Here is a 24,675-nt window from a genome sequence, read left to right as displayed (position 1 = left end):
TCCATATAGCTATATCACCTGCTGAAATAGTCTTGGGCAGGACAATTCACCATCACAACACTCGCCAAACCCGATATCATCGACCGGCGTATCCTTGCAGCCTTGCAGGAAGACGGCCGAATGTCGAACCTCGCACTCGCGCGCCGCGTCGGGCTGACGCCCACACCGTGCCAGGAACGCGTCAAGCGGCTCGAACGCGACGGCTATATCACCGGATATGCCGCACGGCTCGATCCGGCACGGCTCGACCTGGGGTTGCTGGTGTTCGTGCAAGTGACGCTCGATCGTACCACCACCGATGTGTTCGGCCGGTTCGCCGCTGCGATCCGGTCATTCGCCTCCGTCGCCGAGTGCCATATGGTTGCGGGCGGGTTTGATTATCTGCTGAAGATCCGCTGCCGCGACATGGCGGACTATCGCCGAATCCTCGGCGACGAACTTGGCTCGATCGACGGCATCGCCCAGACCCACACCTATGCGGTGATGGAGGAAATCAAGACTGAAACCGCATTGCCGGTCTAGGCGAGCGGGAGGCCCGGCGGAGATGACGAGGGAATGATCATCTCAAGCGGGCCAGTCTTGGAAACGCGTTTCGACAGCTAGCCCATGACCAATACGGGGAGCAGCCGCGTCATCAACTTGCGCCCGGCATCCGAATCCTGATCGAGCATGCCGCGCAGATGTGGCCCGATCACCGCATCGCCGAACGCGGCTATCGCGATCAGCAGCACGATCGACCGGATGCGGTCATCGGCAGACGGTTCGCTGGCATATTTCTCCTTCACCGCAGAAACCAGATCGAGCACCGCCTGACGGATCGGCTCGAGATGATCGACCTCACGCGTCAGCACCAGCCAGGCCGCGAGTTGCCCCGCGCCGCCTTCGTCGAACGCGGTCCATACCTGATCGATCAGAATGCTCGGCGCCGCCGCATCGGTCCGCAACTGGCTTACCGCCTCATCCAGCGCGCCCGCAAGATCGCGGATCATCGACCCCATCAGCGCGGTCTGCAACCCCGCCGCCGATCCGAAATGGTGGATCACATTGGTATGCGACATGCCGATCATCTTGCCGACTCGCGCCAGCGTGACCGCGGCGGGCCCTTCGCTGAGCAGCAATTCGCGGGCAGCGGTCAGGCCTTCGTTGCGCGCCTCATCGGAATGACGCTTACGCCGCTTCTCACGTACGGGCATGTCATCCCTACTCAATATCTGCATCCCTCCCCCACCCCACATTCCGTCGGCCGGACAACGCCCCCGCATCCTGCCTGGCGTGGAGATTAGGCGATTAACCCCATTTCCACAAACAGTCATATGACGCCAATTGTGACACCACATCCCGGCAAGGGACTAGGACCGATGGCAAAATTACCCCACGATCGACCCGAGGATCATCGAGCGTGAGAGTATCGGGGTCATTGGGGGAGCCTGTATCGGGGACGACCTGATGCTCAGGCCCGACGTTCGGCTGAGGGTCATCGTTCGACATAGGCGTGGCCCAGCCCCAGATAGGTCTGCCGCCTGACCACTTTCCCGGAACCGTTGAACTGCCAAATATCGGCAAACTTGACCTCACGCGCATCCCCGCCGACGCCCTGTCCTTCAAATCGGCCGGTAACGAAAACGGTGCCGGAATCGTCATCCGACCACAACCGATCGATAATATGCGCGCCCCTGATCTGCCGCTCCTGGCGAAAGAAGCGGTCGATCGCGGCAATGCCGTCATAGACGATATCGGCGCGCTCATAGATCGCCTCCGGGGCGAACAGGGCTAGCACCCAATCAGTCTCCACGCGATCGATATGGGGATAATATTCGACGATCTTGTCGCGAATCCCGCTCATGCCGTCCGGCGTGCCGCAGGGCGAAACCGCTCCTCAGCCAGGACATTGGCAATAGCGGCGGTCCCTCTTCCAGTGGTACGGGATCGCTCGGCGACTTCCCGGAACGTGTCTGCCAGAACAAGGACATGGCGCTCGACCGCTTCGGCACTCCAGGCAGATCGTTGATAGTGGAGGTCGATGATCCCGCCGGCATTGGCAATATAGTCGGGGCAGTAGAGAATTCCGGCCGCCAGGAGCCGTGTATCGTCTTCGATCGTCGCGAGTTGGTTGTTCGCGCCGCCGACGACGATCCTTGCCTTGAGTCCGGCGATCGATTGCGCCGTCAGGATTCCGCCAAGCGCGCAGGGTGAGATAATGTCCGCCTCGACGCCCAACAGGTCATCGACCGCCGAGAGTTCGGCCCCGGTCTGCCCGGCAACCTGCCGGGCCGCCTCCGGATCGAGATCGGCGATGATCAGCGACGCACCGTCACGTGCCAGCCGCTCAGCCAGCCGGCCGCCCACATTGCCGACCCCCTGAATGGCGATCCGCATGCCGCAAAGATCGGGCGAGCCGAAGACGATTTCTGCCGCTGCGCGCATGCAATGATACACGCCGTTTGCCGTGGTGCCCGACGCGTCCCCTGCTTCGACCAGCGTGCCTGCGACGAAATTCGTCCGCTCGCCGATGGTGCGGACATAATCCAGCGAGGTTCCGGAATCGAAGGACGTGATATAGCGGCCACCCAGCGATTCCACGAAATCGCCCATCGCGTGAAGCAGACCGACATTCTTCTTCATGGTGGGATCAGCAATGATCACGGCCTTGCCACCGCCATAGGGTATGCCGGCAATCGCATTCTTGTACGTCATGCCGCGCGAGAGCCTGAGCACATCCTTCATCGCCGCATCGGTCGACGGATATTTCAGGATGCGGCAGCCGCCCATTGCCGGGCCGCGATGTTCATTGTGAAGCGCGATGATCGCCGAAAGGCCGGAAGGATGATCCTGCCGGGTGGTGACGAGCGCATGCCCGTCAAAATCTGCAAATTGATCGTACAAAGCCGGACTCCAGGGGAGGAGCGCCAAATGTCTCAACAATCGCGGGTAATTTCATTCATTAAAGCGACCCCATTTTTGATAATTCAGGTTACTTAAGAACCCAATATGCTATTCTAGTCGTATGAATATTACCATGGACGTGATCGATCGCCAGATTCTTGAATTCCTCCAGGAAGATGGGTCCCTGTCGGTGGCGGAGCTGGCCGACCGCCTCGGTATGACCGCGCCGCCATGCTGGAGGCGAGTGCGGCGGCTGAAGGACGCCGGCATCTTGCGCAGTCAGGTCTGGACCGTCGATCCGGCATCGGTCGGGCTGGACATCGTGATTTATGCGTCCGTCAAACTCGCCACGCATGACGCTGCCGCGACACTCGCCTTTCGCGAGCAGATCAAGCTCCTGCCCGAGATACTTGAATGCTACATCCTGCTGGGCAGCATCGACGTCCTGCTGAAGATCGTGGTGAGCGACATCCAATATTATGAGGAATTCTTCTACAAGAAGCTCTCCCAATTGCCCGGTGTTCGCGAGGTCAATTCAAGCGTGGTCATGAGCGAAATCAAAAAGACGACCAGCTTGCCACTGGATCGGCTTGATCCCACCCGCTGACCCAGTCCAGCCGACTCCCGTTCGTATCGCGAGCAGCGACAGGACACTTACGCGCGACAGCCGTCACATAAGCCAGGGTCGCGAACGCCCCGAGGTTTGCAACGGTCGAGGTGCCCAATATCCGAGAGTCCGCCATCGTCGGTGGTGCGCCAGAGTCGATCGAGGCCACGGCGGAGATCCGGCAACACGTCCCCTGGCTTTGATCGGGAAAATCTGTCCTCGGATAGGCATAGTTCACCCCTGGCAGGGTGGATCAATCGGCGCTTCCATGGCTGTCGATGTGTGCTGCTGATAAAAACCCCGCCAACCCATGGGGGTCGACGGGGCTTTTAATGGTGGGCGTGGCAAGGATTGAACTTGCGACCCCTGCGATGTCAACACAGTGCTCTACCACTGAGCTACACGCCCACGAGAGTTGCGCGCTCTAGCGAGGCTTTTCGCTGCGCGCAAGCGTTCAGAGCCCGCCGGTGGCGCTTTCTTTTTCGAACATCCGGTCGACCTCCAGCACAAGGTCGCGCAAGTGGAACGGCTTGGACAGCACGCGCGCCTGCGGCATCTGCTTGCCGGCCTTCAACGTGACCGCGGCGAAGCCGGTAATGAACATGACGCGCAAGTCCGGAACCATCTCGCCCGCGCGCTGCGCCAGTTCGATGCCATCCATTTCCGGCATGACGATGTCAGTCAGCAACAAATCGAAATGCTCGTTTTCAAGCAAGGGTATGGCCGCGGTGCCGCGGTCGACGGCACTGACCGCATAGCCCGACCGTTCGAGCGCGCGCGTCAGATACTCGCGCATCACCCGATCGTCCTCGGCCAGCAGAATCCTGATCATTTCGGTCCCACCCGTTTGCCTCAGCAGATTTCAGAATATTCCTCCTAGCGCAAAGCCCTTAAGAATTTCCAGCCCGCCGCGTGGATTGCGGTCGGAAAGACGAGCCTCTACGGTGCGGAGACGATGGCTATCGCCGCACCGTCCTTCGATCTCTACGGCCCGTCCGAGCCGGTTAGCCCGGTGATCCTGTCGGTGCCGCATGCCGGGCGTGAATACCCACTGGAATTGCGTGCCGCGATCCGCGTGCCGCTTAAGGCGCTACGTCCGCTCGAGGATCGGCATGTCGATGCGGTGGCGCTCGCGGCGCGGGGCAGCGAGACGATGCTGGTGCAGCAGCGTGCGCGCGCCTGGATTGATCTCAATCGCGGTGAGGACGAGCGCGATCCGCATATCGATGGCGGCGCCGACCGGCGCGCGATGGGTATGCAGTCGGCCAAGCTGCGCGGCGGACTTGGACTGATCCCACGGCGCCTGGCAAGTACGGGCGAGATCTGGCAGCGCAAGTTGGACAGCGAAGAAGTGATGGCGCGGATCGCCGGCGATCACCGGCCCTATCATGACCGGCTTGCCGGTCTGCTCGCTGCGGCGCGAGCCCAGTTTGGCATCGCCATACTGCTCGATATCCATTCGATGCCGCCACTGGCCTCCGCCACCGGAATCATTTTTGGCGACCGGTTCGGGCGATCGGCAGCGGCGCGTTTCGTCCATCGGCTCGAAGCCGAGACAATGGCGGCGGGTGTGACCGGAGCGGTCAACACGCCCTATGCAGGCGGCCATATCCTCGACCGCCATGCGGTGCCCGACAAGGGTATCCATGCGCTACAGGTCGAATTCGACCGCGCACTCTATCTTGATGCCGCGCTGGATGAGCCGGGGAGCGGGTTATCGACGACCGCGCGACTGCTCCGCAGGATGATCGATGCTCTCGCAGACGAAGCGCTCGCCGGACCCATCGCGCTCGCCGCAGAATAGCCCGGTCCGACCCCATAAAAAAACCACCCCGGGCATACGCCCGAGGTGGCCAAGGTTCAGGGAGGAGATACACCCGAAGGTGTATCGCGAGGCCACGCGAAAGGGGGGACACGGGCCTCGTGAAGCAGATATAGGTAAGCGGTTTTCGGGGTTCAAGGGGTTTTTAACGGCAACGCAACATGATGCGTTTTTATCGATACCGGCGGGTCAAACGCCTGCCGGAGTTCAGCAATATCCCGTGTCGCCGCCGTGGCAACACGGGACGTCCGGCTCAACGACGCGCATCGTTGAGGGCGAGCTGCGGCTGGCGGGCATTGTCGATCGCTTGCGACCGCCGCGCGGCGATTTCGGCCACGGTCTGTTTGCGGCAGCGACGCATGTCATTCTGACCGGCGATGTCGATGTCCGATGCCCAGCCGCAAGCCTGGCGCGCCGCCAGTTCGATACGGCGATCCAGCGTCCTGACGCCATGGGCGGTGGTCAGGTCGAGATCGGTATAGGTCACGACCTGCGGCCCCGCACCGAGTTCGGTATCCTGAGCGAATGCGGGCGCGACGAGAGTCGCGGCGGCCAGGGCCGCCAGCGTGATAAACGTCTTCATGTCTGTTCTCCGAAAGATGAGGTCTTCGGCACCGGTGCAGTTTTTATATACGCCCGCCAGCCTCGATCGACGAACAACGATGTTGCACTGCCGTTATGCAAAAGTGCAGAACATGTCCTATGATAGACTGGAACGATGTACGGCATTTTCTCGCGGTGGCCGATACGGGCAGCACCCTGTCGGCCGGCCGCACTTTGCGAGTCAGCCAGACCACGGTGGCGAGACGCATCTCGGCACTGGAGGAAGCGCTTGCCCTCACCCTCTTCGACCGCAGCCCAGCCGGTTATCGCCTGACCGAGGCAGGTGCCGACCTGGTCGCACATGCCCGCAAAGTCGAGCGCGCGGTCCAGTCGATGACCGATACTGCCGCTTCGCAGCAACGCGAGATCAGTGGCACGGTTCGCGTGACCACACAGGAAATCTTCGCGGTTACCATTCTCGCGCCGATCCTGCGCGATTTGCACCTGGCTTATCCCGCAATCCGCATCGATCTCGACACCAGCGAATCGTATCGCGATCTGGCGGCCGGCGCGGCAGATGTGGCGCTCCGCACCGCAACACGTCCAACAGGGGCCGGCCTGGTCGGACGGCGCCTGTGCGACGATGTCTGGACGCTCTATTGCAGCCGCGCTTATGCCGCCGAGCATGGCCGCCCAACGCGCCGCAGCCAGTTGATCGGCCATCCATTGATTGGCGGCGGTGAGGCAGGTTTATGGCGACTATACCGCGAATGGCTGCAGGCCAATGACCTGGAAGGGGCAGTGGCGATGCACCATAGCTCTGCGGCGGGGCTGCTCGCCGCGGTGCGATCGGGTTTCGGCCTGGCGGTCCTGCCTTGCCTCGTTGCCGACAATGACCCGGATTTGCTTCAGTGCCTGCCGCCGCTGCGCGAGGATCCGCACGGCCTTTGGCTGCTCACACACGAACGGCTGCGACACACGCCGCGCGTGCGCGTGGTAATCGATTTTCTCGCCGAACGGCTGACGCGGCTCGATCGGGAGCGGGTACGAGCAGAAGAATAGCGATGCGGCCAAAGCCCAAATGGTCAACGAGCGCTTGGCGCCGCCGGCTGGGCGCGCCCTAAGCGTGCGGATCGGCTTTCGCCGATCCCGCCGCGTCAAATATGGATCGGCTTGCCCCGCACCGCCATCGCCGCTTCCTTGATCGCCTCGCTGTGCGTCGGATGCGCGTGGCAGGTATAGGCAATGTCTTCGCTGGTCGCTCCGAATTCCATTGCCTGGGCGGCCTGCGCGATCATCGTGCCGGCGGGCACGGCAATGCACCATACGCCAAGCACGCGGTCGGTCTTGGCGTCGGCGATGATCTTCACGAAACCGTCGGGCTCATGGTTGGTCTTGGCGCGGCTGTTGCCGACCATCGGGAACTTGCCGACCTTGACCTCACCCTTCTCCTTCGCCGCCTCTTCAGTGAGGCCGACGCCGGCGATTTCGGGCCAAGTATAGACAACGCTCGGGATCACGTCGTGATTCACGATGCCGGTAAGCCCGGCGATATTCTCGGCAACCGCGATGCCCTCATCTTCGGCCTTGTGCGCCAGCATCGGTCCGGGGACCACGTCGCCGATCGCCCAGATGCCGGGCACGCTGGTTTCGAAGCGGTGGCCGATTTCGATCTGACCGCGCTGGTTGACAGAGAGGCCAGCCTTGTCGAGCGCCAGCCCGTCGGTGTTGGGACGACGGCCGATCGAGACCAGCACGCAATCGGCTTCCAGCGTCGTCGCTTCGCCGCCAGCAGCGGGCTCCAGCGTCAGCGTTGCCTTATCGCCGTTGACGGTGACCCCGGTGACCTTGGTCGACAGCTTGAACTCGATGCCTTGCTTCTTGAAAATCTTGTTCGATTCCTTGCGGACCTCGCCATCGAAACCGGGCAGGATCTGGTCAAGGAATTCGACACAGGTGACTTTCGCGCCGAGCCGGCGCCACACGCTGCCCAGCTCAAGGCCGATCACGCCGCCGCCAATCACCACCAGATGTTCGGGCACCTTGGGCAATTCAAGCGCACCAGTGCTGTCGACCACGACCTTCTGGTCGATCTCGACGCCCGGCAGCGGGGTGACGCTGGAGCCGGTGGCGATGACGATATCCTTGGCGGTGACCGTCTTGTCGCCAACCTGGACCGTATGCGCATCGACAAAGCTGCCACGGCCCTTGAGCCACTCGACCTTGTTCTTCTTGAACAGGAAGGCGATGCCGCCGGTCAGCTGCTTGACCGCATCGATGCGCTGGCCATGCATCGCGTCGAGATCGAGCTCGGGCGTGACCTTGATGCCGAGCTTGGCGAAAGTGCCGTTTGATGCGGCATCGAAATATTCCGACGCATGAAGCATCGCCTTGGATGGAATGCAGCCGACATTGAGGCAGGTGCCGCCCAGCGTCTCACGGCTCTCCACGCACGCGGTGCGCAGGCCAAGCTGCGCCGCACGGATCGCCGCGACATAACCGCCGGGGCCGGAACCGATTACCAGGACGTCGAAATCATAGTCAGCCATTACACACTCCGTTCGCCCTGAGCTTGTCGAAGGGCTGCACTTTCTCTGTTCCGTTCGAGAAAGAAGATCAGTGCTTCGACAAGCTCAGCACGAACGGAATATGGGGTTTCGTTTCTCGATTACAGGTCGATGAGTATGCGCGTCGGATCTTCGATCGCGTTCTTCAGCGCGACGAGGAAAGTCACCGCCTCGCGGCCGTCGATCAGGCGGTGATCATAGCTGAGCGCGAGGTACATCATCGGGCGGATGACGATCTGGCCGTCGATCACCACCGCGCGATCCTCGATGCGGTGCAGGCCGAGTACGGCGCTCTGCGGCGGGTTGATGATCGGGGTCGACATCAGCGAGCCGAACACGCCGCCATTGGAGATGGTGAAGGTACCGCCCTTCATCTCATCCATCTTGAGCGTGCCGTCCTTGGCGCGCTTGCCGAAATCACCGATCGTCTTTTCCACCGCGGCGACGCTCAACTGATCGGCATCGCGGATCACCGGTACGACCAGGCCGCCCGGCGACGACACCGCGACCGAGATGTCGGCATAATCGTGATAGACGATGTCCTCGCCATCGATCGATGCGTTGACCGAGGGGATGTCCTTCAGCGCCATGCACGCGGCCTTCACGAAGAAGCCCATGAAGCCAAGCCGCACACCGTGCTTTTTCTCGAACAGATCCTTGTACTTGGCGCGCGCCGCGATCACCGCGGTCATGTCGACGTCGTTGAACGTCGTCAGCATCGCGGCGGTGTTCTGCGCTTCCTTCAACCGCTTGGCGATGGTCTGGCGCAAGCGCGTCATCCGCACGCGCTCTTCCTTGCGGCCGGTCGATTGCGCGACGGAGGGCGAAGCCACCGGCGCTGCGGCCGCAGCGACAGGTGCGGCCACCGGCGTCGCGGCAGCGGCAATCACATCGTCCTTGGTGATGCGGCCATCCTTGCCGGTGCCCTTGACGGTCGCCGGATCGACACCGTGTTCAAGCACCGCGCGGCGCACCGACGGCGAGAGCGCGGCAGGGCCATCATCCGATGCTGCAGCGGGTTCGGCGACCTTGGGCGATTCCGTCACCGCCGGCTGCGGCGCAGCCGCCTGAGCGGGGGCACCGGCGCCGGCTTCGATCGTCGCGATCATCGCACCGACCTGCACCGTATCGCCGACCTGCACCGCATGCGCGCCCATCACGCCAGCGACCGGCGATGGCACTTCGACCGACACCTTGTCGGTTTCGAGGCTCGCGATCGGTTCATCGACCGCGACCGCATCGCCGGGCTGTTTGAGCCACTCGCCAAGCGTGGCTTCAGTGATCGATTCGCCCAGGACGGGGACTGTGACTTCGGTTGCCATATTCTACTTCCGCCTTTTTGTGCTCCCGCGAAGGCGGGAGCACAGTCTGGGTTCCCGCCTTCGCGGGAACACAAGGTTAGTTCTTTCGTGTCCGCCGAATCTCTTCGCGGACATTGTGACCGAGCGCGTCGGCGACGAGCGCAGCCTGTTCCATCTGGTGACGCTTCATCAGGCCCGTGGCGGGCGATGCCGCGGCGGCGCGACCGGCATAGCGCGCGCGTTGCACCTTACCGCCAGCCCGGCCGAGGCATTCCTCAAGGAACGGCTCGACGAAGAACCATGCACCGTTATTCTTCGGCTCTTCCTGCGCCCACACCACTTCTTCAAGATTGGTCAGCGCCTTGAGGCGCTTGACCAGTGGCTCGCCGGGGAAGGGATAAAGCTGCTCCAGCCGCACGATCGCGGTGTTCTTGTCGCCCGCCGCATCACGCGCCTCGATCAGGTCATAGGCGACCTTGCCGGTGCACAGCACAAGCCGCTTCACGTCCGTATCGGCCGGGGCCGACGGATCGGACAGGATCCGCTTGAAATGGGTTTCACCCTGGAAATCGGATGCCTTGGACACCGCCATCTTATGGCGCAGCAGTGACTTCGGCGTGAAGACGATCAGCGGCTTTCGGAACGAACGATGCATCTGCCGGCGCAGCAGGTGGAAATAATTCGCCGGCGTGGTGCAGTTCGCGACCTGCATATTGTCCTGTGCGCAGAGCTGCAGGAAACGCTCGGGACGCGCCGAGCTATGCTCGGGACCCTGCCCTTCATAACCATGCGGCAGCAGCATCACGAGGCCGTTGGCGCGCAGCCATTTGGCTTCGCCGGCGGCAATGAACTGATCGATCATGATCTGCGCGCCGTTCATGAAGTCACCGAACTGCGCCTCCCACAGCACCAGCGTCTTCGGATCGGCCAGCGCATAGCCATATTCGAAACCAAGCACGCCATATTCGCTGAGTGGCGAATCGAGGATTTCGACCCGGCCATGCTCGATCTGCGCCAGCGGCAGATATTTATGCTCGTCGGTCTGGTCGACCCAGACGGCGTGACGCTGACTGAACGTGCCGCGGCCCGAATCCTGACCGGACAGGCGCACACCATAGCCTTCCGACAGCAGCGAGCCGTATGCCAGCGCTTCGCCCGTCGCCCAGTCGAAATTGGCACCCGATTTGAACATCTCTCGCTTTGCATCGATCACACGGCCGAGCGTCTTGTGGATCGTCAGCCCTTCCGGGACCGTGGTCAGCGTGCGGCCGAGCGAGTCGAACAGCTTTGACTCGATCCCGGTTTCGAGATTGCGGCGCGCACTCTCCGCATCGGCAGGTGCATGCAGTCCCGACCAGCGCCCAGCGAACCAGTCGGCCTTGTTCGGCTTGTAGCTTGCGCCGGCCTCGAACTCGCCTTCAAGCAAGGTCGTGAACTGCTTGATATTGTCGTCGATCCAGGCGCGATCAATCACCTTCTGCTCGATCAGCTTGGCGCCGTAGATTTCACTCACCGGCGGATGCTGGCGGATGCGGTCGTACATCAGCGGCTGAGTGAAGCTCGGCTCGTCGCCTTCATTGTGACCGAAGCGGCGATAGCACCACATGTCGATCACGATGTCGCGGCGAAACTTCTGGCGGAATTCGATCGCCATCTTGCAGGCAAAGGTCACCGCTTCGGGATCGTCGCCATTGACGTGAAAGATCGGCGCCTGGACGCCCTTCGCCACATCAGACGGATAAGGCGAGGAGCGCGCAAATTGCGGGCTGGTGGTGAAGCCGATCTGGTTGTTGATCACGAAATGGATACAACCGCCGGTATTGTAACCACGGATGCCGGAGAAGCCGAGGCACTCCCACACGATCCCCTGCCCTGCGAACGCGGCGTCGCCATGGATCAGCACCGGCAGCGATCCGGTATGCTCCTTCAGATCGTCGGCGATGGTCTGGATCGCGCGCGTCTTGCCGAGCACGACGGGGTCGGCCGCCTCGAGATGCGACGGATTGGCCACCAGCGACATATGCACGCTGATGCCGTCGAACTCACGGTCGGTGCTGGTACCGAGATGATATTTCACGTCGCCCGAACCGGCCACGTCATCGGGGTTGTCCGAGCCGCCGCCGAATTCATGGAAGATCACGCGGAAGGGTTTCGCCATCACGTTCGACAGCACATTAAGCCGGCCGCGATGCGCCATGCCGTAGACGATCTCGCGAACGCCCAGCTGACCACCGTATTTGATGATCGATTCAAGCGCGGGGATCATGCTCTCGCCGCCGTCGAGCCCGAAGCGCTTGGTCCCGACATATTTGCGGCCGAGGAATTTCTCCCACTGTTCGGCCTCGATCACCTTGTTGAGGATCGCCTTCTTGCCGAGCGGGCTGAACTCGATCGCCTTGTCCTTGCCCTCCATGCGATCCTGCAGGAAGCGGCGCTCATCCACATCGGAGATGTGCATATATTCGAGGCCGACATTGCCGCAATAATTGGCGCGCAAAGTGCTGACGAGTTCACGCACCGTCGCCCATTCCAGGCCGAGCGTGCCCCCCATATAGACCGGCTTATCGAGGTCGGCACCGGAAAAGCCGTGATACTCCGGCGTCAGATCGGCGGGCAGTTCGCGCTTGGACAGGCCAAGCGGATCGAGATTGGCGGCAAGATGACCGCGCACGCGATACGTGCGCACCAGCATCATCGCACGGATCGCATCGGCGGCGGCGCGCGTGACATCGACCTGCGGGGTCGCTTCCGGGGCAGCGACGGGCTTGGACGCGCCGCCCTTGGCGGGCTTGGGCGCCGGCTCCATCTGCGTCGGATCGAGCGCGGCGGTCAGGTCGTCGGTCGTGCTCAGCGGCCAATTGGCCTGTTCCCAGCTCGGCCCCTGCGCCGATCCCTCAAGTCCTTCGAACCAGGCGCGCCACGACGGCTCGACGCTGTCGGGTGACGTTTTGTAGCGCGCATACAGCGTTTCGATGAACGCGGGGCTCACGCCACCCGCGATCTCGCTGAAATCCTGGCCTTCATAGCCCATTGGCTGTTCCTCGGCGCATTCCCGGGGAGGTGAGAATGCTCATTGGCCCGCCGCCTGGCGGGGTAAGTTAACCGTTCAGTACCGCAAGCAAGGTCGTGCCGAGCTCCGAAGGGCTGTCCGCCACCCGGATGCCGGCGGCTTCCATTGCCGCAATCTTGTCTTCCGCGCCGCCTTGACCGCCTGAGACGATCGCACCGGCATGACCCATGCGGCGGCCCGGAGGCGCCGTACGGCCGGCGATGAAGCCAGCCATTGGCTTCTTGCGACCGCGCTTCGCTTCGTCGCGCAGGAACTGCGCTGCTTCTTCTTCGGCCGCGCCACCGATCTCGCCGATCATGATGATCGACTTGGTCGCTTCGTCGGCGAGGAACAGCTCCAGCACGTCGATGAAGTTCGTGCCGTTGACCGGATCGCCACCGATACCGACCGCCGTCGTCTGGCCAAGGCCCGCATTCGTCGTCTGGAACACAGCCTCATAGGTAAGCGTGCCTGAACGGCTTACAACGCCGACCGAGCCCTGCTTGAAGATGCTGCCGGGCATGATGCCGATCTTGCATTCGTTCGGGGTCAGTACACCGGGGCAGTTCGGGCCGATCAGGCGCGACTTGGAACCCGACAGCGCGCGCTTGACCTTGACCATGTCGAGCACCGGAACGCCCTCGGTGATGCACACGATCAGCGGCACTTCGGCGTCGATCGCCTCGAGGATCGAATCCGCGGCGAAGGGTGGCGGGACATAGATCACGCTGGCGGTCGCGCCGGTCGCGTGAACCGCCTCGTGCACAGTGTTGAAATTGGGCAGGCCGAGATGCGTCGTGCCACCCTTGCCCGGCGTGACGCCGCCGACCATCTGCGTGCCGTATGCCAGCGCCGCTTCGGTGTGGAAGCTGCCGGTCTTACCGGTCATCCCCTGGGTGATGACCTTGGTGTTCTTGTCGACGAGGATGCTCATTTCTTCTCTACCTCTAAATTAATCAGCACGCCGCCTAGTTGGGACTGAGGAACCAGACGAACAGAATCCTTGGATCCAGTGATCGACCAATCAAATGCAAGCTTCTTGGACTTTTTGGCGGGCAGCAACGACATTCCCGGTTGCGCCGAGAGCGCTATAACCATTGCCTCAGTATTGTCGTGATCGGGTGATTTGAATGCGACGAAACATCCGAACGATGAATTCCTATCCAGCCGCACGAGGTATTCGATCTCTCCCCCGCCAAACATACGCATCGGCTTTCCAACGTTCGCCAAGGCCGGAAGAGAGGTCATCTCCGTCACATTTGGCTGGCTCTGAATGGAACGCGTTACCGCGTCCACACCCTCGCCGCGATGAGCCAGGCACGTTGAAACAAATGCAGCGACTGCTCGCTCTGCCAATGATGGCGTTGACGACTCTGCCTGAGCCGCCAACGACATTGCAGTCACCAAAAGCAGCATCGCAGCCATTTCGATCAGCCGTTCAACGAACCGTCGATCGCCTTGCACGCCACCAGCAGTTCCTTGACCGCGTCGACTGACACAGCGAGGTTCTTCTTGGCTTCCTCATCCAGCGCGATCTCGACGATCTTCTCGACCCCACCCGCACCGATCACCACCGGCACGCCGACATAGAGATCGTTCACGCCGTATTCGCCCCGCACATAGACCGCCGCCGGCAGGAGCCGCTTCTGGTCGTTGAGATAGGCCTCGGCCATCGCGATGCCGCTCGTCGCCGGCGCGTAATAAGCCGAACCGGTCTTGAGCAGCGCGACGATCTCGCCGCCGCCCGAACGGGTGCGCTGGACGATCGCGTCGATCTTCTCCTGGGTCGACAGACCCATCTTGATCAGGTCGGGAACCGGGATGCCCGAAACGGTCGAATAGGAGATCACCGGAACCATCGTGTCACCATGACCGCCGAGCACGAACGAGGTAACGTCCTTGACCGAGACCTTGAACTCATCGGCAAGGAAGTGGCTGAAGCGCGAGCTGTCGAGCACGCCGGCCATGCCGACGACCATGTGATGCGGTAGCCCCGAGAATTCGCGCAGCGCCCAGACCATCGCGTCGAGCGGGTTGGTGATGCAGATGACGAACGCATTCGGCGCGTTCTTGGCAATGCCCTCGCCTACGGCCTTCATCACCTTCAGGTTGATGCCGAGCAGATCGTCACGGCTCATGCCGGGCTTGCGCGCGACACCGGCGGTGACGATGATCACGTCCGCACCAGCGATATCGGCATAATCGTTCGAACCGGTGATCGTCGCGTCGAAGCCCTCGACCGGGCCGCACTGCGACAGATCGAGCGCCTTGCCCTGCGGCACGCCCTCGACCACGTCGAACAGGACGATGTCGCCAAGTCCCTTAAGCGCCGCGAGATGGGCGAGCGTGCCGCCGATGTTGCCGGCGCCGATCAGCGCTATCTTCTTGCGGGCCATCCTTCGTCCTTTTCGGATAAATTAAGCCGCGCGGGCGGCGAACGCGACGGGCCTTAGGCCCGTTTTTACGCTGGGGCAACCGCTAAAGGCGTATGATTACATCGCCTTGATGCAAATCATTCGCAATTGCAATAACTCTTTATACCTCGCCGAGATCGACGTAGCGGCGCTCGCCCGTGACCTCATTGTACCAAACGACGACCGGTCGACCGCTTTCATCATCGATGAAGCGCTCCGACGTCTCACGCCATGCGCCGCCGGTGGGCTTGGCCTGGATTGCACCATAGCGTGCGCGCTCGAACAGAATGCCTGCAACCAGCAAGCCTAGCGCCAGAACCATCGGCCAGGTTGCCGCATCAACCCAGACCCCGATCAGCGCCGCGGTGAGAGCCAGCAACGCAGCGACCAATACGAAGGTGCGCAAGATCATTCGGGAGCAGGGTCGAGGATCACGGCCGTACCGTACGCGACTACCTCGTTCATCGACTGGGCAATCTCGCCCGAATCGAAGCGCATCATCACCACCGCATTGGCGCCCATCGTCGCGGCGTTCTGAACCATGCGGTCGATGGCATGGCGGCGCGTTTCCTCGACCAGGCGCGTATATTCGGGAATTTCGCCGCCGACGATCGAACGCAGACTGGCGGTGATGTTCCCGCCAATGCCGCGGCTGCGCACGACGACACCAAAAGCCTGACCAAGTACGGCCCTGACGGTATGGCCGGGCACGTTTTCGGTGGTGGTGACGAGCATCGAGTCTCTCCTGCGTTCGTCCTCACCTTAGTCTATTTGCCGCCGTGAGACACGCGATCTTAAACTTGCCCGGCGCACATCGTCGTCATGGCCGAACCGTCCCGTCGCACGATCATCGCCCTTGACCTGCTGCGCTTCGCCAGCGCGCTGATGGTCGTCCTGTACCATTTCGGCAGCGCCTTTGCGCGCGCACCGAGTCCGGTCGGAGTCGGGATGCTTGCCGGACTCCCCTTGTCGAGCGCCGGCGTCGCCGCGACCTGGTTCGGCTGGGTCGGGGTCGAATTATTCTTCGTCATCTCCGGTTTCGTGATCGCAATGTCAGCGCAGGGAGCCAGCGCCTCCAGCTTCCTGCGGCGCCGCGTATTGCGGTTGCTGCCCGCCGCATGGATCTGCGCAACCGTCACTCTGGTCGTGCTGGCCTGGGCCGCGCCCTCCCTTTGGCTCCCGTTGCAATGGCTGATGTCGGTCACTTTCTGGCCAGTCGGCGCCGGCATCGACCCTTCCTACTGGACGCTCGGGATCGAACTCGTCTTCTACATGCTGATCGCGGCGGGCCTTGGCGAAGCCGGAACGCTCACCGGTATCGAGCGGCGGGCGTTATGGATCGGGGCACTGAGCACCGGCTTCTGGCTATGGGCGCTGTTTGCCGGCTGGTCAGCACCGGAGGCAACGGGATCCCGGCAGCTTCAGCTTCTGTTGTTGCCGCATGGCTGTTTCTTCGCGCTCGGAATACTCGCCTGGGCAATGCTGCATGATCGGGTGACGGTCGGGCGAGTCATCTCCTTCACCCTGTTTACCGCGATCGCCCTGGTGGAAATCGCCGCACATGCGATCGAGCGGATCCATGCCCTCACCATCGAGGCCGCGCCCTGGGTACCGATGTTGGCATTTATTGCGGGACTTGCGGTGATACTCGGCTCGTTACGCCTGCAATCCGTGCTGGAACGCTGGGTCGATGTGCGCCTCGCCGCGACGCTGGGACTGATGACCTATCCGCTCTATCTGATCCATCAGGAAGCCGGGGCGGCCCTGGTGGCGACGCTGATGCATCGTGGCATGTCGATGCTACCGGCCATGATCGCGACGGCAGGAACAGTGATGGTCTTTGCCTGGTGGGTGGCGCGCAGGGGTGAGCCGGTGGTTCGCGCATGGCTTGCGGCAAGACTCGACGCGATCGTCGCTATGCCCCGCGTCTATCGCTGGCCATGGCCTTCCGCGAGATAGTCTTCCGACCGCATTTCCTCCAACCGGCTGACCGTACGATCGAACTCGAAACGCCCATCACCCGTTTCGTAAAGTTGATCGGGCTCGGCATCGGCGGCGGCGAGCAGCTTGACCTTATGTTCGTACAGCGCGTCGATCAGCGCGACGAAACGTGCCGCCTCGTTGCGGTTCTCCGGTCCCAATTTGGGGATGCCAACCAGGATCACGGTGTGGAACTTCCGCGCCACGGCCAGATAATCCGCCGCGCCCCGCGCTTCGCCGCACAATTTCCTGAACGAAAAGACCGCCACGCCCTTCAAGCTCTTGGGCACATGCAACGTACGCCCACCCTGCACCGCCAGTTCCTCCGCCGGCACATGCGCACGATCCTCGGGCGGATAATCGGTCAGGCGGAAAAAGGCGGCGGAGAGCTGTGCCGTCGCGTCGGGCCCATTGGGCACCAGCCAGGTTTCCTGCACGCCAAGCCGGTCGCGGCGGTAATCCACCGGACCATTGAGTGCGAGCACGTCGAGCTTCGTCTGGATGAGATCGATAAAGGGCAGAAAATGCTCGCGGTTGAGTCCATCCTTGTACAGGTCGGTCGGGACGCGATTCGATGTCGTCACCACGGTCACGCCACGCGCGAGCAATTCGGTGAACAGCCGCGACAGGATCATCGCGTCGGGGCTGTTGTTGACGATCATCTCGTCGAACGCGAGCAACCGCGTTTCATCGGCAATCGCGGCCGCGACCGGCAGGACCGGATCGCCCTTCTCCCTCGCGCGCTCGACCCCGAGGCGCTGATGCACTTCAAGCATGAATTCCTGAAAATGCACCCGGCGTTTGCGGCGAATGTCGAGCGCGTGGAAGAACAGGTCCATCAGCATCGATTTGCCGCGCCCGACACCGCCCCATAGATAGATGCCGCGCGGCGCCTCCGGCTTCTTGCCGAGCGTGCGCCACAGGATGCTGCCACGTTTCGGAGTCGCCTCGAGCTCGGTCGCGAGCAGATCGAGCCGGCGCGCGCCCTCGGCCTGTTCCGGATCGGCCTGCAGCTCGCCGGCGGCCACCAGCGCCTGATAAGCGGCAAGGACCTTGCTCATTTGAGGCCGGCGGGCGGCGTAGACTTGCGCAACGTGCCGCTAAAGCTCGCAATGGTCGGCTCGCCCTCCTGCACGACCAGGCCACGCAGGAACAGCATGCGGCCGGTTTCTCGCAACAGCTCGATATGCGCCTCGAGCGGGACGCCAATGCGTCCACCGCCGATGAACTGCGCCGACAGATCGAGCGTCACCGCGCCGCCTGCGCTCAGCACGCCGAAGCCACGGCTGGCCGCGAACAGCGCGACGTCCATGAAGCCGAGGAGCGCGCCGCCATGCACCTGGTCGCGCATGTTCGAATGATCATGGCGCGGCATCATGCGCACCCGCGCCAGGCCCTCATCGACCCGGACAAGCAGTGGTTCGATAAACGCATTGAACCGAGTCGGATCGCGAAACTGCCAGCGTTTCCAGCCGGGCGCGTCGGGATCGTCCTCGTAGCTGAAGAATGGGTTGGCCGGTTCGGTCACGCGGATGCCTTAAAGAACCCGCTCGACTTCCATCTTCTTGATCTCGGCGATCGCCTTGGCCGGGTTCAGCCCCTTGGGGCAGACATTCGCGCAATTCATGATCGTGTGGCAGCGATAGAGGCGGAACGGATCCTCCAGCTCGTCGAGCCGCTCGCCGGTCATCTCGTCACGGCTGTCGGCGAGCCAGCGATAGGCCTGCAACAGGATCGCCGGGCCGAGGAACTTGTCGCTGTTCCACCAATAGCTTGGGCACGACGTCGAACAGCAGGCGCACAGGATGCATTCGTACAGCCCGTCGAGCTTCTCGCGATCGGCCGGCGACTGCAGCCGCTCCTTGCCCGAGGGCGGCGGCGTGACGGTCTGCAGCCATGGTTTGATCGACGCGTACTGCGCGTAGAAATGCGTGAAGTCGGGGACCAGGTCCTTGATCACTTCCATGTGCGGCAGCGGCGTGATCGTCACGTCGCCCTTCACATCCTCGATCGCGGTGGTGCAGGCGAGGCCATTCTTGCCATCGATGTTCATCGAGCACGACCCGCAAATGCCTTCGCGGCACGAGCGGCGGAAGGTGAGCGAGCTGTCCTGCTCCGACTTCATCTTGATCAGTGCGTCGAGCACCATCGGGCCGCAGCTGTCGAGGTCGATCTCGAACGTATCGTAACGCGGATTTTCACCGGCATCGGGGTCGTAGCGATAGACCTTGAAATTCTTGACCTTCGTCGCTTCGGCAGGCGCCTTGTGGACCTTGCCATTCTTCCTGATCTTGCTGTTCTTCGGCAGGACAAACTCAGCCATCGGTACAACGTCCCCGTACAATCATGCCGCGCGGTCGGGCCGCGCGATGTCGCCATGCCGATACACAAGCCGGCGGGGTGTCGCAAATGCTTAGACGGCAGCGCGGGATGCGGCCCGCGCACACAGACGGAAGAAGCGCCGACCGGCACCGGCCCGCCCTTCCCCCGACAGTCCTGCGATACAGCGACCATGGAGGAAGAGCGGGCCGGCGCCACCCCGGCTAGTCCTTCGCCGGGGCGATGCGGATGCCGCCCCAGTCGAGTCCGCGGGTGAGATACATCACCGCCGCCAGCGCCGCGAAGAGCAGCAGCGAGCCGATCACCAGCGAATAGGCCTCCAGGCTGAGCAGGATGTAGAGCACACCGTACAGCGCGATGAGCAGGCCGGCGATATAGGCGCCACGCCGCCAGCTGCCGAGCACCGCCGAGGAGTAAGCGGTGAGCAGGCCGATGATCGCCCCGGCCGCCAGGACATAGGCGGGGGAGAAGCCGACCACTTCGGCAAAGGCCAGCAGCATGACGAAGAACAGCACCAGCCCGGCACCGACCAGCAGATATTCGACCGCAGAGACGCGCACGCCGCCGATCACGTCGAACATCAGAAAGGCGATGAAGGTGAAGCCGATGAACAGGAAGCCGTACTTCACACTGCGATTGACTTGGCTGTAGAGATCGACCGGCGTGACGAGATCGACCCGCGCCTCGTAATCGCCCGCCACTTCCTTCACCGCAGCGCCCCCGAGACCATAAGGATTCTCCGCCGAGGCAGCGTCCGGCTTAACCCGCTGTTCGCCATTGATCAGCGTGCTGCCCAGTGCGAGATTTCCGACCCGCCAGACCGCGGTGAAACCGTCATCCTTGATCTCATGACGGGTCGGCAGAAAGCCGCCGGTGAAGCTTGGATGCGGCCATTTCGAATTGACCGTCCAGCGCGTGTCGCCGGCCTGCGGCCGCAAGGCGAGCCAGCCATTGCCACGAAACGCATAGTCGAAACTCACCGCGATCGGCCGTTCACGCAGCGCCGCCGCATCAAGCCAGGTGAAGAACCCCGAGCCATTGGTTTCCGGCAGCCCCTTGCCCGGCTGAAGCGGCAAGCGGCGGCCATCGACAGTCACCGAAGGCGGCGGACCGAACAAGCCACGCGCATCGCGCAGGCCGAAGCGCAACTCCGCGCGGTTGAGCGCCAGCTGATCGGCGGTGACCCCGAAACGCTGCAAATCCGCGGGCAGCGCGAACCGGGCGGTGCCGGTGTTGCGCGCCTCATAAACGACGGCGTCATAGATCGAGCGATGGCGCCGTTCGGGTTTGAGCGCCGATTTGATGTCGGCCATGGTCGGCGCGACCGTCAGTTCGCGCCAGACGGTATTGGTACGGACGACCTTCTTGCCATTCTCCGTCACGGTCTCATCGATCTTCTCGGCGTAAGGGATGATCAGCACCGGCCCGGCAACGGTCTGCGGCCCGCCCCACCCGTCGGCGATCGACGACCGCGCGGTCTCCGATTGCGATTGCCGGTCGTAGACCAGCAGATAGATGGTGAAGAGCGGGATCGCGAGCAGCGCCCCGATCAGGATCGCGAACAACAGCTTGCGGCCGGGCGAGCGCTCGGCGGCGATATGCTCCAACATGGTCATCTCCCTCTGTCAGGAGAGAGTGCGATAGGGAGCCGCCCGGCCGGCGGCCAAAGCTGATCGGGTGAAACCTTTGTGCAGAAACTGTGCAGGCCGGCCATGCAGCGACGCCGGGCATAATCCCGGCGCCGCCAACCCCTTGTTATTGCGCGACCTTGCCGCCCGACGCCGCGATCCAGGCGTCGATCTTCTTTTCCAGTACCGGCATCGGCAGCGCACCAGTGTCGAGGATCTGGGCATGGAAGGCGCGCGGGTCGAACTTGTCGCCAAGCGCCGCCTTGGTCTTCGCCTTGGTACGGCTGATGGTCAGCTGGCCGATCTTATAGGCCAGAGCCTGCCCGGGAATGGCGATATAGCGCTCGACCTCGGCGGTCGCGTCGGTTCGCGCCATCGGCGAATTGGCGAGCATATAATCGATCGCCTGATCGCGGGTCCAACCCTTGGCATGGATGCCGGTGTCGACGACGAGCCGCATCGCACGGAGCATTTCATCGTTCAGCCCGCCCATGCGCTGATAGGGATCGGTTTCCATGCCCAGTTCGGGCCACAAGGTCTCGGCGTACAGGCCCCAGCCCTCGGCATAAGCGGTATTGCCGCCGAAGCGCATGAACGCGGGCAATGCCGCATTCTCCTGCGCCAGGCTGATCTGGAAATGATGCCCCGGCTCCGCCTCATGCAGGTACAGCGTCTCCATTTCCCACATGTAGCGCGAGGGCAGGTCATAGGTGTTGTAATAGAATATGCCCGGACGCGTGCCGTCCGGCGTGCCGCTTTGATAGGAACCGCCGGCCTCGGTCTTTTCCTTGTACGCCGGGACCGGACGAATCTCGAGCGGGGTCTTGGGCAAGAGCGAGAATTGCTCGTTGATCCGCGCCTCGATACGCTTGCCGATCGCGCGATAGCCGTCGCGCAACTGCTCCGCCGATTTGGGCGCGAACTGCGCGTCGGTGCGCAGGAAGGTGAAGAATTCGGGCAGGCTGCCCTTGAAGCCAACCGCCGCTTTCTGGACCTCCATCGCCTTGAGGATGCGCGCAACCTCCGACAGGCCGAGATTATGCACATCCTCCGCCTTGAGCGGCAGCGTGGTATTGGATTCGATCAGATAGGCGTAGAGCTTGTCGCCACCGGGCATGCCCGACAATCCGACGCTGTCGCGCGCCGCGGCAAGATAGGTATTGGCGAGGAAATCGCGCATGCGCTTGTGCGCCGGGATCAGCACGTCGCGGATCTGCGCGGCATAGGCCGCGCGCAGCCGCGTCTGATCGGCCGCCGGAATGGTCGCCGGGAAAGTCTTCACTGGTCCGTAAAAGGCCGAACCCTCGACCCCTTGCGCGATGATATTGTCGAACTGCTCGATCATGTTGCGCACGGTCAGCTTGGGCTGAACCACGCCGCTTTTCATGCCCTGGCGAAAACGCACGATCGCCTCATCGAGCATCGCGGCATATTCCACGCTGCGCTTCAGGCTGTTGTCATAGTCGGCGACCGTCTTGAACGGCGCGGCGCCCTGCCCCGAGGCGAAGTCGGGATAGAAGGTCTGGAAGCCGCTGAAATGATCGATCGGCCGGACGATGGTCAGCGCGACGATCGCGGGATCATAGCCGCGCAGGCTGATTTCGGTCGAATTGCGGAACACGTCATACGCGATCTGATCGACATGCGTGAGCTTGGTCCGGTCGATCGCGCCGAGCGCGCGAAGATCCGCCTCGCCCGCCTTGCGCTCGCCATCGAGATAGGCGTCGGACAGATAATCGCCGAGCCGGTCGGCATAGCGCAGGTCGCCGCGGAAGATGGCCGAGATCGGGTTGCGTTTCAGCGACGCTTCATCGCTCTCGTAGAAGAGCCGCTTGAGCCTGCCGTCCTCGGCGCTGTCGCCGGCGACCGACGCGGGCGGCGGCAATGCCTGGGACAGAGCGGGTGTGGCGGCGGCGCACAGCAGGGCGGCGGTCAGCAATTTGAAACGCAAGGCGCTTTTCCTCGGATTAAGTGATGTACCGTCTTATGACGCCGCATCGCCGGCGGCAAGGATTGGATGGCGCGATCGGCAGTCCATGCCCGACCGTGACGGAGCGCCAGGCGGGTTTGAATCGGCGGGATCATTCGGGCGAGCCGCAGCGCATTTCGGGCATTGCCGCAATCGGTCCAAATTCCCGTTGCTGCGGGAGTTGCTGCGGGAAAATCGTTTTTTGAGCGTTCTGCGGGAATCTGCGGGAAAAGCTGCGGGAATTTTGATGGAGCCGCACGGGAATTTTTCGGGTGCTTTGCGGGAATATCGGGAAATATCCGTGGCGGGGTCATGGTCTGATCGAGTCCAGCGCTGTTGATTCAAGTCGCCCGTCAAATGGGCTTTACAGAACACGCACGACATGTGCGCGGGAGAGCCGTGATGACGACACCAACGGCTGGATTGAATCGAGGCGGCGTTCGGTCGAATGCCGCTGGCCTGCGTGGCTGCCTTGGCCGGGGCATTCTGGTCGTGTCTCGGTTTGGAAATGCGCTTGAAGTCAGGCCCGGCGCCAACCGCAGAAAGCGCCGCCGACGAGAGTGGAGGTTGGAGGGTCCGTCCGGCCTAGCCTGCCGGGTTTTTCGTGCGCGTGATATCTGCAAGTAGCGGGAAGCTGCGTCTCGAACTGCGCCACGCCACCCAGCACGCTTGCCATGCGCTGGCCGTCTATGGTGGTCGTGTTGATGCCGTCTTGCTCGACGCACCGAAAGCCGACGCCCTCCTCCTGTGGCTGCTGGACTAGCGTGTGGGGGTACATCGACGATCGCGCGAGGTGATCCATCCCGTGACCACAACTGTGTCGCCTTCGCACAAACGATGTCTGTTTGGTTTTCTCGCCCCTGCACCTAATTAGATTAGGAAGGGATTTTGTCGGGGACAGGTATGAAGTTTAGCAAGCGCAGCCTACGTGAACTTGGCTCCATGATCGTTGGCGATCTCGACCACTTTCGCTATCGCTCATCCTATTACATCACCGAACTGTTTGAGGAGGCCGGACTTCCTTACAAGCACGATGGCTCGTGGCGTCCCGTATGGGCGCAAGCGCAGGTCGAAGAGATATTGGAGAAGTCGGCCACTAGGCCCAATCACTTACCAGATGATCTAGTCGCACTGTTGCGTCGTATGATGACCAAAGAGGATGGCGACGCTAAAGATCCCGATCGATCTCTTGCATTGCTCGCTCTCAATGTCCCGTTAAAGAGAGAGGGATTTGAAGCGTTCTACGGAGAAAACCATAACCTCTATTTCAAGCACCTTGGCACACAAACTGTCTCGGCCAAGCCCGATCCTCACAAGCCCTTCACTGTCGAAGAGACAACCCGCCGCGATCGGCTATCTACATACCTAGATACCTGCTCAGAAGATCAGCTTATAGAGGAGGTGTTGTTACCACTCTATCGACAACTCGGCTATCATCGCATTACTGAACCGCGCCGGGTTTGCCGGAGGCTCCAACTCCTTAGAAGGTGGATCCTGTATGAGCAAGACGACGAACAAGATTGCGCCGGAAGAGCTCGAGTGCCCGATGCGTATGGTGGTCGATCACGAGCG

The 24,675-nt window shown here is 62.3% G+C and carries 24 protein-coding genes, 1 tRNA gene and 1 pseudogene; 6 read left to right on the top strand and 20 right to left on the bottom strand.

Translation table 11 applies throughout. The annotated features are described in order from the left end of the window. The first annotated feature begins 51 nt into the window (after positions 1-51). Complete coding sequence (locus OO12_RS25715) at positions 52-522, top strand: Lrp/AsnC ligand binding domain-containing protein (RefSeq protein ID WP_034161555.1); 471 nt, start codon at positions 52-54, stop codon at positions 520-522. A 77-nt stretch (positions 523-599) separates the two neighbouring features. Here OO12_RS25715 and OO12_RS25710 read toward each other — a convergent pair whose 3' ends face one another. The 3 genes from OO12_RS25710 to OO12_RS25700 all read right to left on the bottom strand — a co-directional run bounded on the left by OO12_RS25710 (position 600) and on the right by OO12_RS25700 (position 2,883). After that, a complete protein-coding gene (locus OO12_RS25710; protein WP_152616670.1) occupies positions 600-1,193 on the bottom strand; it encodes a TetR/AcrR family transcriptional regulator in 594 nt (197 codons plus the stop codon). 281 nt (positions 1,194-1,474) lie between these two features. Then, the gene (locus OO12_RS25705) at positions 1,475-1,843 is read right to left on the bottom strand and encodes a nuclear transport factor 2 family protein (protein WP_034161553.1); all 369 of its coding nucleotides are present in this window, start codon (positions 1,841-1,843) and stop codon (positions 1,475-1,477) included. Then, positions 1,840-2,883 (bottom strand): Glu/Leu/Phe/Val dehydrogenase dimerization domain-containing protein, encoded by a 1,044-nt coding sequence (locus tag OO12_RS25700; RefSeq protein ID WP_034161552.1) that lies wholly within the window; start codon positions 2,881-2,883, stop codon positions 1,840-1,842. Before OO12_RS25700 ends, OO12_RS25705 begins: the two co-directional genes overlap by 4 nt. A gap of 121 nt (positions 2,884-3,004) precedes the next feature. Between OO12_RS25700 and OO12_RS25695 the strand changes: the two genes are divergently transcribed. Continuing rightward, positions 3,005-3,490 (top strand): Lrp/AsnC family transcriptional regulator, encoded by a 486-nt coding sequence (locus OO12_RS25695; protein WP_034161551.1) that lies wholly within the window; start codon positions 3,005-3,007, stop codon positions 3,488-3,490. Positions 3,491-3,823: 333 nt separating this feature from the next. On the opposite strand, the gene OO12_RS25690 is transcribed toward OO12_RS25695, so the two are convergent. Both OO12_RS25690 and cpdR read right to left on the bottom strand, forming a co-directional pair. Beyond that, positions 3,824-3,898: transfer RNA gene (locus OO12_RS25690), tRNA-Val, on the bottom strand. A 46-nt stretch (positions 3,899-3,944) separates the two neighbouring features. Then, entirely contained in the window at positions 3,945-4,322 is a 378-nt protein-coding gene (cpdR, locus tag OO12_RS25685) for a cell cycle two-component system response regulator CpdR (protein WP_034161550.1), read from the bottom strand. A gap of 123 nt (positions 4,323-4,445) precedes the next feature. Here cpdR and OO12_RS25680 point away from each other — a divergent pair, with 123 nt between their 5' ends. Next, on the top strand, positions 4,446-5,294 hold the full coding sequence (locus OO12_RS25680; RefSeq protein WP_034161549.1) for an N-formylglutamate amidohydrolase: 849 nt from the start codon (positions 4,446-4,448) through the stop codon (positions 5,292-5,294). Between the two features lie 271 nt (positions 5,295-5,565). On the opposite strand, the gene OO12_RS25675 is transcribed toward OO12_RS25680, so the two are convergent. Beyond that, a complete protein-coding gene (locus OO12_RS25675) occupies positions 5,566-5,895 on the bottom strand; it encodes a UrcA family protein (RefSeq protein ID WP_052216276.1) in 330 nt (109 codons plus the stop codon). 119 nt (positions 5,896-6,014) lie between these two features. Here OO12_RS25675 and OO12_RS25670 point away from each other — a divergent pair, with 119 nt between their 5' ends. Further along, positions 6,015-6,917 (top strand): LysR family transcriptional regulator, encoded by a 903-nt coding sequence (locus OO12_RS25670; RefSeq protein ID WP_034161548.1) that lies wholly within the window; start codon positions 6,015-6,017, stop codon positions 6,915-6,917. A gap of 95 nt (positions 6,918-7,012) precedes the next feature. On the opposite strand, the gene lpdA is transcribed toward OO12_RS25670, so the two are convergent. From lpdA to OO12_RS25630, 8 genes are all read right to left on the bottom strand, one after another. After that, a complete protein-coding gene (gene lpdA / locus OO12_RS25665; RefSeq protein WP_034161547.1) occupies positions 7,013-8,404 on the bottom strand; it encodes a dihydrolipoyl dehydrogenase in 1,392 nt (463 codons plus the stop codon). A gap of 119 nt (positions 8,405-8,523) precedes the next feature. Next, a complete protein-coding gene (gene odhB, locus OO12_RS25660; RefSeq protein ID WP_034161546.1) occupies positions 8,524-9,744 on the bottom strand; it encodes a 2-oxoglutarate dehydrogenase complex dihydrolipoyllysine-residue succinyltransferase in 1,221 nt (406 codons plus the stop codon). Positions 9,745-9,820: 76 nt separating this feature from the next. Beyond that, complete coding sequence (locus tag OO12_RS25655; protein WP_034161545.1) at positions 9,821-12,754, bottom strand: 2-oxoglutarate dehydrogenase E1 component; 2,934 nt, start codon at positions 12,752-12,754, stop codon at positions 9,821-9,823. A gap of 67 nt (positions 12,755-12,821) precedes the next feature. Further along, positions 12,822-13,706, bottom strand: coding sequence for a succinate--CoA ligase subunit alpha (sucD, locus tag OO12_RS25650; RefSeq protein ID WP_034161544.1), 885 nt, complete (start codon positions 13,704-13,706; stop codon positions 12,822-12,824). After that, positions 13,703-14,197 carry a hypothetical protein gene (locus tag OO12_RS25645; RefSeq protein WP_034161543.1) on the bottom strand — a complete coding sequence of 165 codons (495 nt, stop codon included), beginning with the start codon at positions 14,195-14,197 and terminating at the stop codon, positions 13,703-13,705. The genes sucD and OO12_RS25645 overlap by 4 nt, the downstream gene beginning before the upstream one ends. Positions 14,198-14,202: 5 nt before the next feature. Next, positions 14,203-15,168: a malate dehydrogenase gene (gene mdh / locus OO12_RS25640; protein WP_034161542.1), complete on the bottom strand. Its 966-nt coding sequence runs from the start codon at positions 15,166-15,168 to the stop codon at positions 14,203-14,205. Positions 15,169-15,307: 139 nt separating this feature from the next. Continuing rightward, entirely contained in the window at positions 15,308-15,598 is a 291-nt protein-coding gene (locus OO12_RS25635; RefSeq protein WP_052216275.1) for a hypothetical protein, read from the bottom strand. Beyond that, positions 15,595-15,921 (bottom strand): YbjQ family protein, encoded by a 327-nt coding sequence (locus OO12_RS25630; RefSeq protein WP_034161541.1) that lies wholly within the window; start codon positions 15,919-15,921, stop codon positions 15,595-15,597. Before OO12_RS25630 ends, OO12_RS25635 begins: the two co-directional genes overlap by 4 nt. 87 nt (positions 15,922-16,008) lie before the next feature. On the opposite strand from OO12_RS25630, the gene OO12_RS25625 reads away from it, so the two are divergent. Further along, positions 16,009-17,145 (top strand): acyltransferase family protein, encoded by a 1,137-nt coding sequence (locus OO12_RS25625; protein WP_052216274.1) that lies wholly within the window; start codon positions 16,009-16,011, stop codon positions 17,143-17,145. On the opposite strand, the gene zapE is transcribed toward OO12_RS25625, so the two are convergent. From zapE to OO12_RS29495, 6 genes are all read right to left on the bottom strand, one after another. Continuing rightward, positions 17,115-18,227, bottom strand: a complete 1,113-nt coding sequence (gene zapE / locus OO12_RS25620) for a cell division protein ZapE (protein WP_034161540.1) — start codon at positions 18,225-18,227, stop codon at positions 17,115-17,117. The genes OO12_RS25625 and zapE overlap by 31 nt on opposite strands. Further along, complete coding sequence (locus OO12_RS25615; RefSeq protein ID WP_034161539.1) at positions 18,224-18,694, bottom strand: PaaI family thioesterase; 471 nt, start codon at positions 18,692-18,694, stop codon at positions 18,224-18,226. The genes zapE and OO12_RS25615 overlap by 4 nt, the downstream gene beginning before the upstream one ends. 9 nt (positions 18,695-18,703) lie before the next feature. After that, positions 18,704-19,489, bottom strand: a complete 786-nt coding sequence (locus OO12_RS25610) for a succinate dehydrogenase iron-sulfur subunit (RefSeq protein ID WP_034161538.1) — start codon at positions 19,487-19,489, stop codon at positions 18,704-18,706. 220 nt (positions 19,490-19,709) lie between these two features. Beyond that, entirely contained in the window at positions 19,710-21,116 is a 1,407-nt protein-coding gene (creD, locus tag OO12_RS25605; RefSeq protein ID WP_235365017.1) for a cell envelope integrity protein CreD, read from the bottom strand. Positions 21,117-21,261: 145 nt separating this feature from the next. Continuing rightward, a complete protein-coding gene (locus tag OO12_RS25600) occupies positions 21,262-23,085 on the bottom strand; it encodes a DUF885 domain-containing protein (RefSeq protein WP_034161537.1) in 1,824 nt (607 codons plus the stop codon). A 538-nt stretch (positions 23,086-23,623) separates the two neighbouring features. Further along, the gene (locus tag OO12_RS29495) at positions 23,624-23,905 is read right to left on the bottom strand and encodes a recombinase family protein (protein ID WP_034161536.1); all 282 of its coding nucleotides are present in this window, start codon (positions 23,903-23,905) and stop codon (positions 23,624-23,626) included. A 101-nt stretch (positions 23,906-24,006) separates the two neighbouring features. Between OO12_RS29495 and OO12_RS25590 the strand changes: the two are divergent. Next, a pseudogene (locus OO12_RS25590) lies at positions 24,007-24,675 on the top strand (hypothetical protein); the annotation flags it as partial.

Origin of the sequence: Sphingomonas sp. ERG5 (assembly GCF_000803065.1) — a bacterium.
In the GTDB taxonomy this organism is placed as follows: Bacteria; Pseudomonadota; Alphaproteobacteria; order Sphingomonadales; family Sphingomonadaceae; genus Sphingomonas.
Note: the sequence above shows the minus strand (reverse complement) of the source record. Positions and strands in the feature narration are given on the sequence as shown.

What these genes read in the sequence shown, in the direction of transcription:
- OO12_RS25710 (WP_152616670.1), bottom strand. Translation starts at nt 1,193, where the DNA reads ATGCCCGTACGTGAGAAGCGGCGTAAGCGTCATTCCGATGAGGCGCGC.
- OO12_RS25705 (WP_034161553.1), bottom strand. Translation starts at nt 1,843, where the DNA reads ATGAGCGGGATTCGCGACAAGATCGTCGAATATTATCCCCATATCGAT.
- OO12_RS25695 (WP_034161551.1), top strand. Translation starts at nt 3,005, where the DNA reads ATGAATATTACCATGGACGTGATCGATCGCCAGATTCTTGAATTCCTC.
- cpdR (WP_034161550.1), bottom strand. Translation starts at nt 4,322, where the DNA reads ATGATCAGGATTCTGCTGGCCGAGGACGATCGGGTGATGCGCGAGTAT.
- OO12_RS25680 (WP_034161549.1), top strand. Translation starts at nt 4,446, where the DNA reads ATGGCTATCGCCGCACCGTCCTTCGATCTCTACGGCCCGTCCGAGCCG.
- OO12_RS25675 (WP_052216276.1), bottom strand. Translation starts at nt 5,895, where the DNA reads ATGAAGACGTTTATCACGCTGGCGGCCCTGGCCGCCGCGACTCTCGTC.
- OO12_RS25670 (WP_034161548.1), top strand. Translation starts at nt 6,015, where the DNA reads ATGATAGACTGGAACGATGTACGGCATTTTCTCGCGGTGGCCGATACG.
- lpdA (WP_034161547.1), bottom strand. Translation starts at nt 8,404, where the DNA reads ATGGCTGACTATGATTTCGACGTCCTGGTAATCGGTTCCGGCCCCGGC.
- odhB (WP_034161546.1), bottom strand. Translation starts at nt 9,744, where the DNA reads ATGGCAACCGAAGTCACAGTCCCCGTCCTGGGCGAATCGATCACTGAA.
- OO12_RS25655 (WP_034161545.1), bottom strand. Translation starts at nt 12,754, where the DNA reads ATGGGCTATGAAGGCCAGGATTTCAGCGAGATCGCGGGTGGCGTGAGC.
- sucD (WP_034161544.1), bottom strand. Translation starts at nt 13,706, where the DNA reads ATGAGCATCCTCGTCGACAAGAACACCAAGGTCATCACCCAGGGGATG.
- OO12_RS25645 (WP_034161543.1), bottom strand. Translation starts at nt 14,197, where the DNA reads ATGGCTGCGATGCTGCTTTTGGTGACTGCAATGTCGTTGGCGGCTCAG.
- mdh (WP_034161542.1), bottom strand. Translation starts at nt 15,168, where the DNA reads ATGGCCCGCAAGAAGATAGCGCTGATCGGCGCCGGCAACATCGGCGGC.
- OO12_RS25635 (WP_052216275.1), bottom strand. Translation starts at nt 15,598, where the DNA reads ATGATCTTGCGCACCTTCGTATTGGTCGCTGCGTTGCTGGCTCTCACC.
- OO12_RS25630 (WP_034161541.1), bottom strand. Translation starts at nt 15,921, where the DNA reads ATGCTCGTCACCACCACCGAAAACGTGCCCGGCCATACCGTCAGGGCC.
- OO12_RS25625 (WP_052216274.1), top strand. Translation starts at nt 16,009, where the DNA reads ATGGCCGAACCGTCCCGTCGCACGATCATCGCCCTTGACCTGCTGCGC.
- zapE (WP_034161540.1), bottom strand. Translation starts at nt 18,227, where the DNA reads ATGAGCAAGGTCCTTGCCGCTTATCAGGCGCTGGTGGCCGCCGGCGAG.
- OO12_RS25610 (WP_034161538.1), bottom strand. Translation starts at nt 19,489, where the DNA reads ATGGCTGAGTTTGTCCTGCCGAAGAACAGCAAGATCAGGAAGAATGGC.
- creD (WP_235365017.1), bottom strand. Translation starts at nt 21,116, where the DNA reads ATGTTGGAGCATATCGCCGCCGAGCGCTCGCCCGGCCGCAAGCTGTTG.
- OO12_RS29495 (WP_034161536.1), bottom strand. Translation starts at nt 23,905, where the DNA reads ATGGATCACCTCGCGCGATCGTCGATGTACCCCCACACGCTAGTCCAG.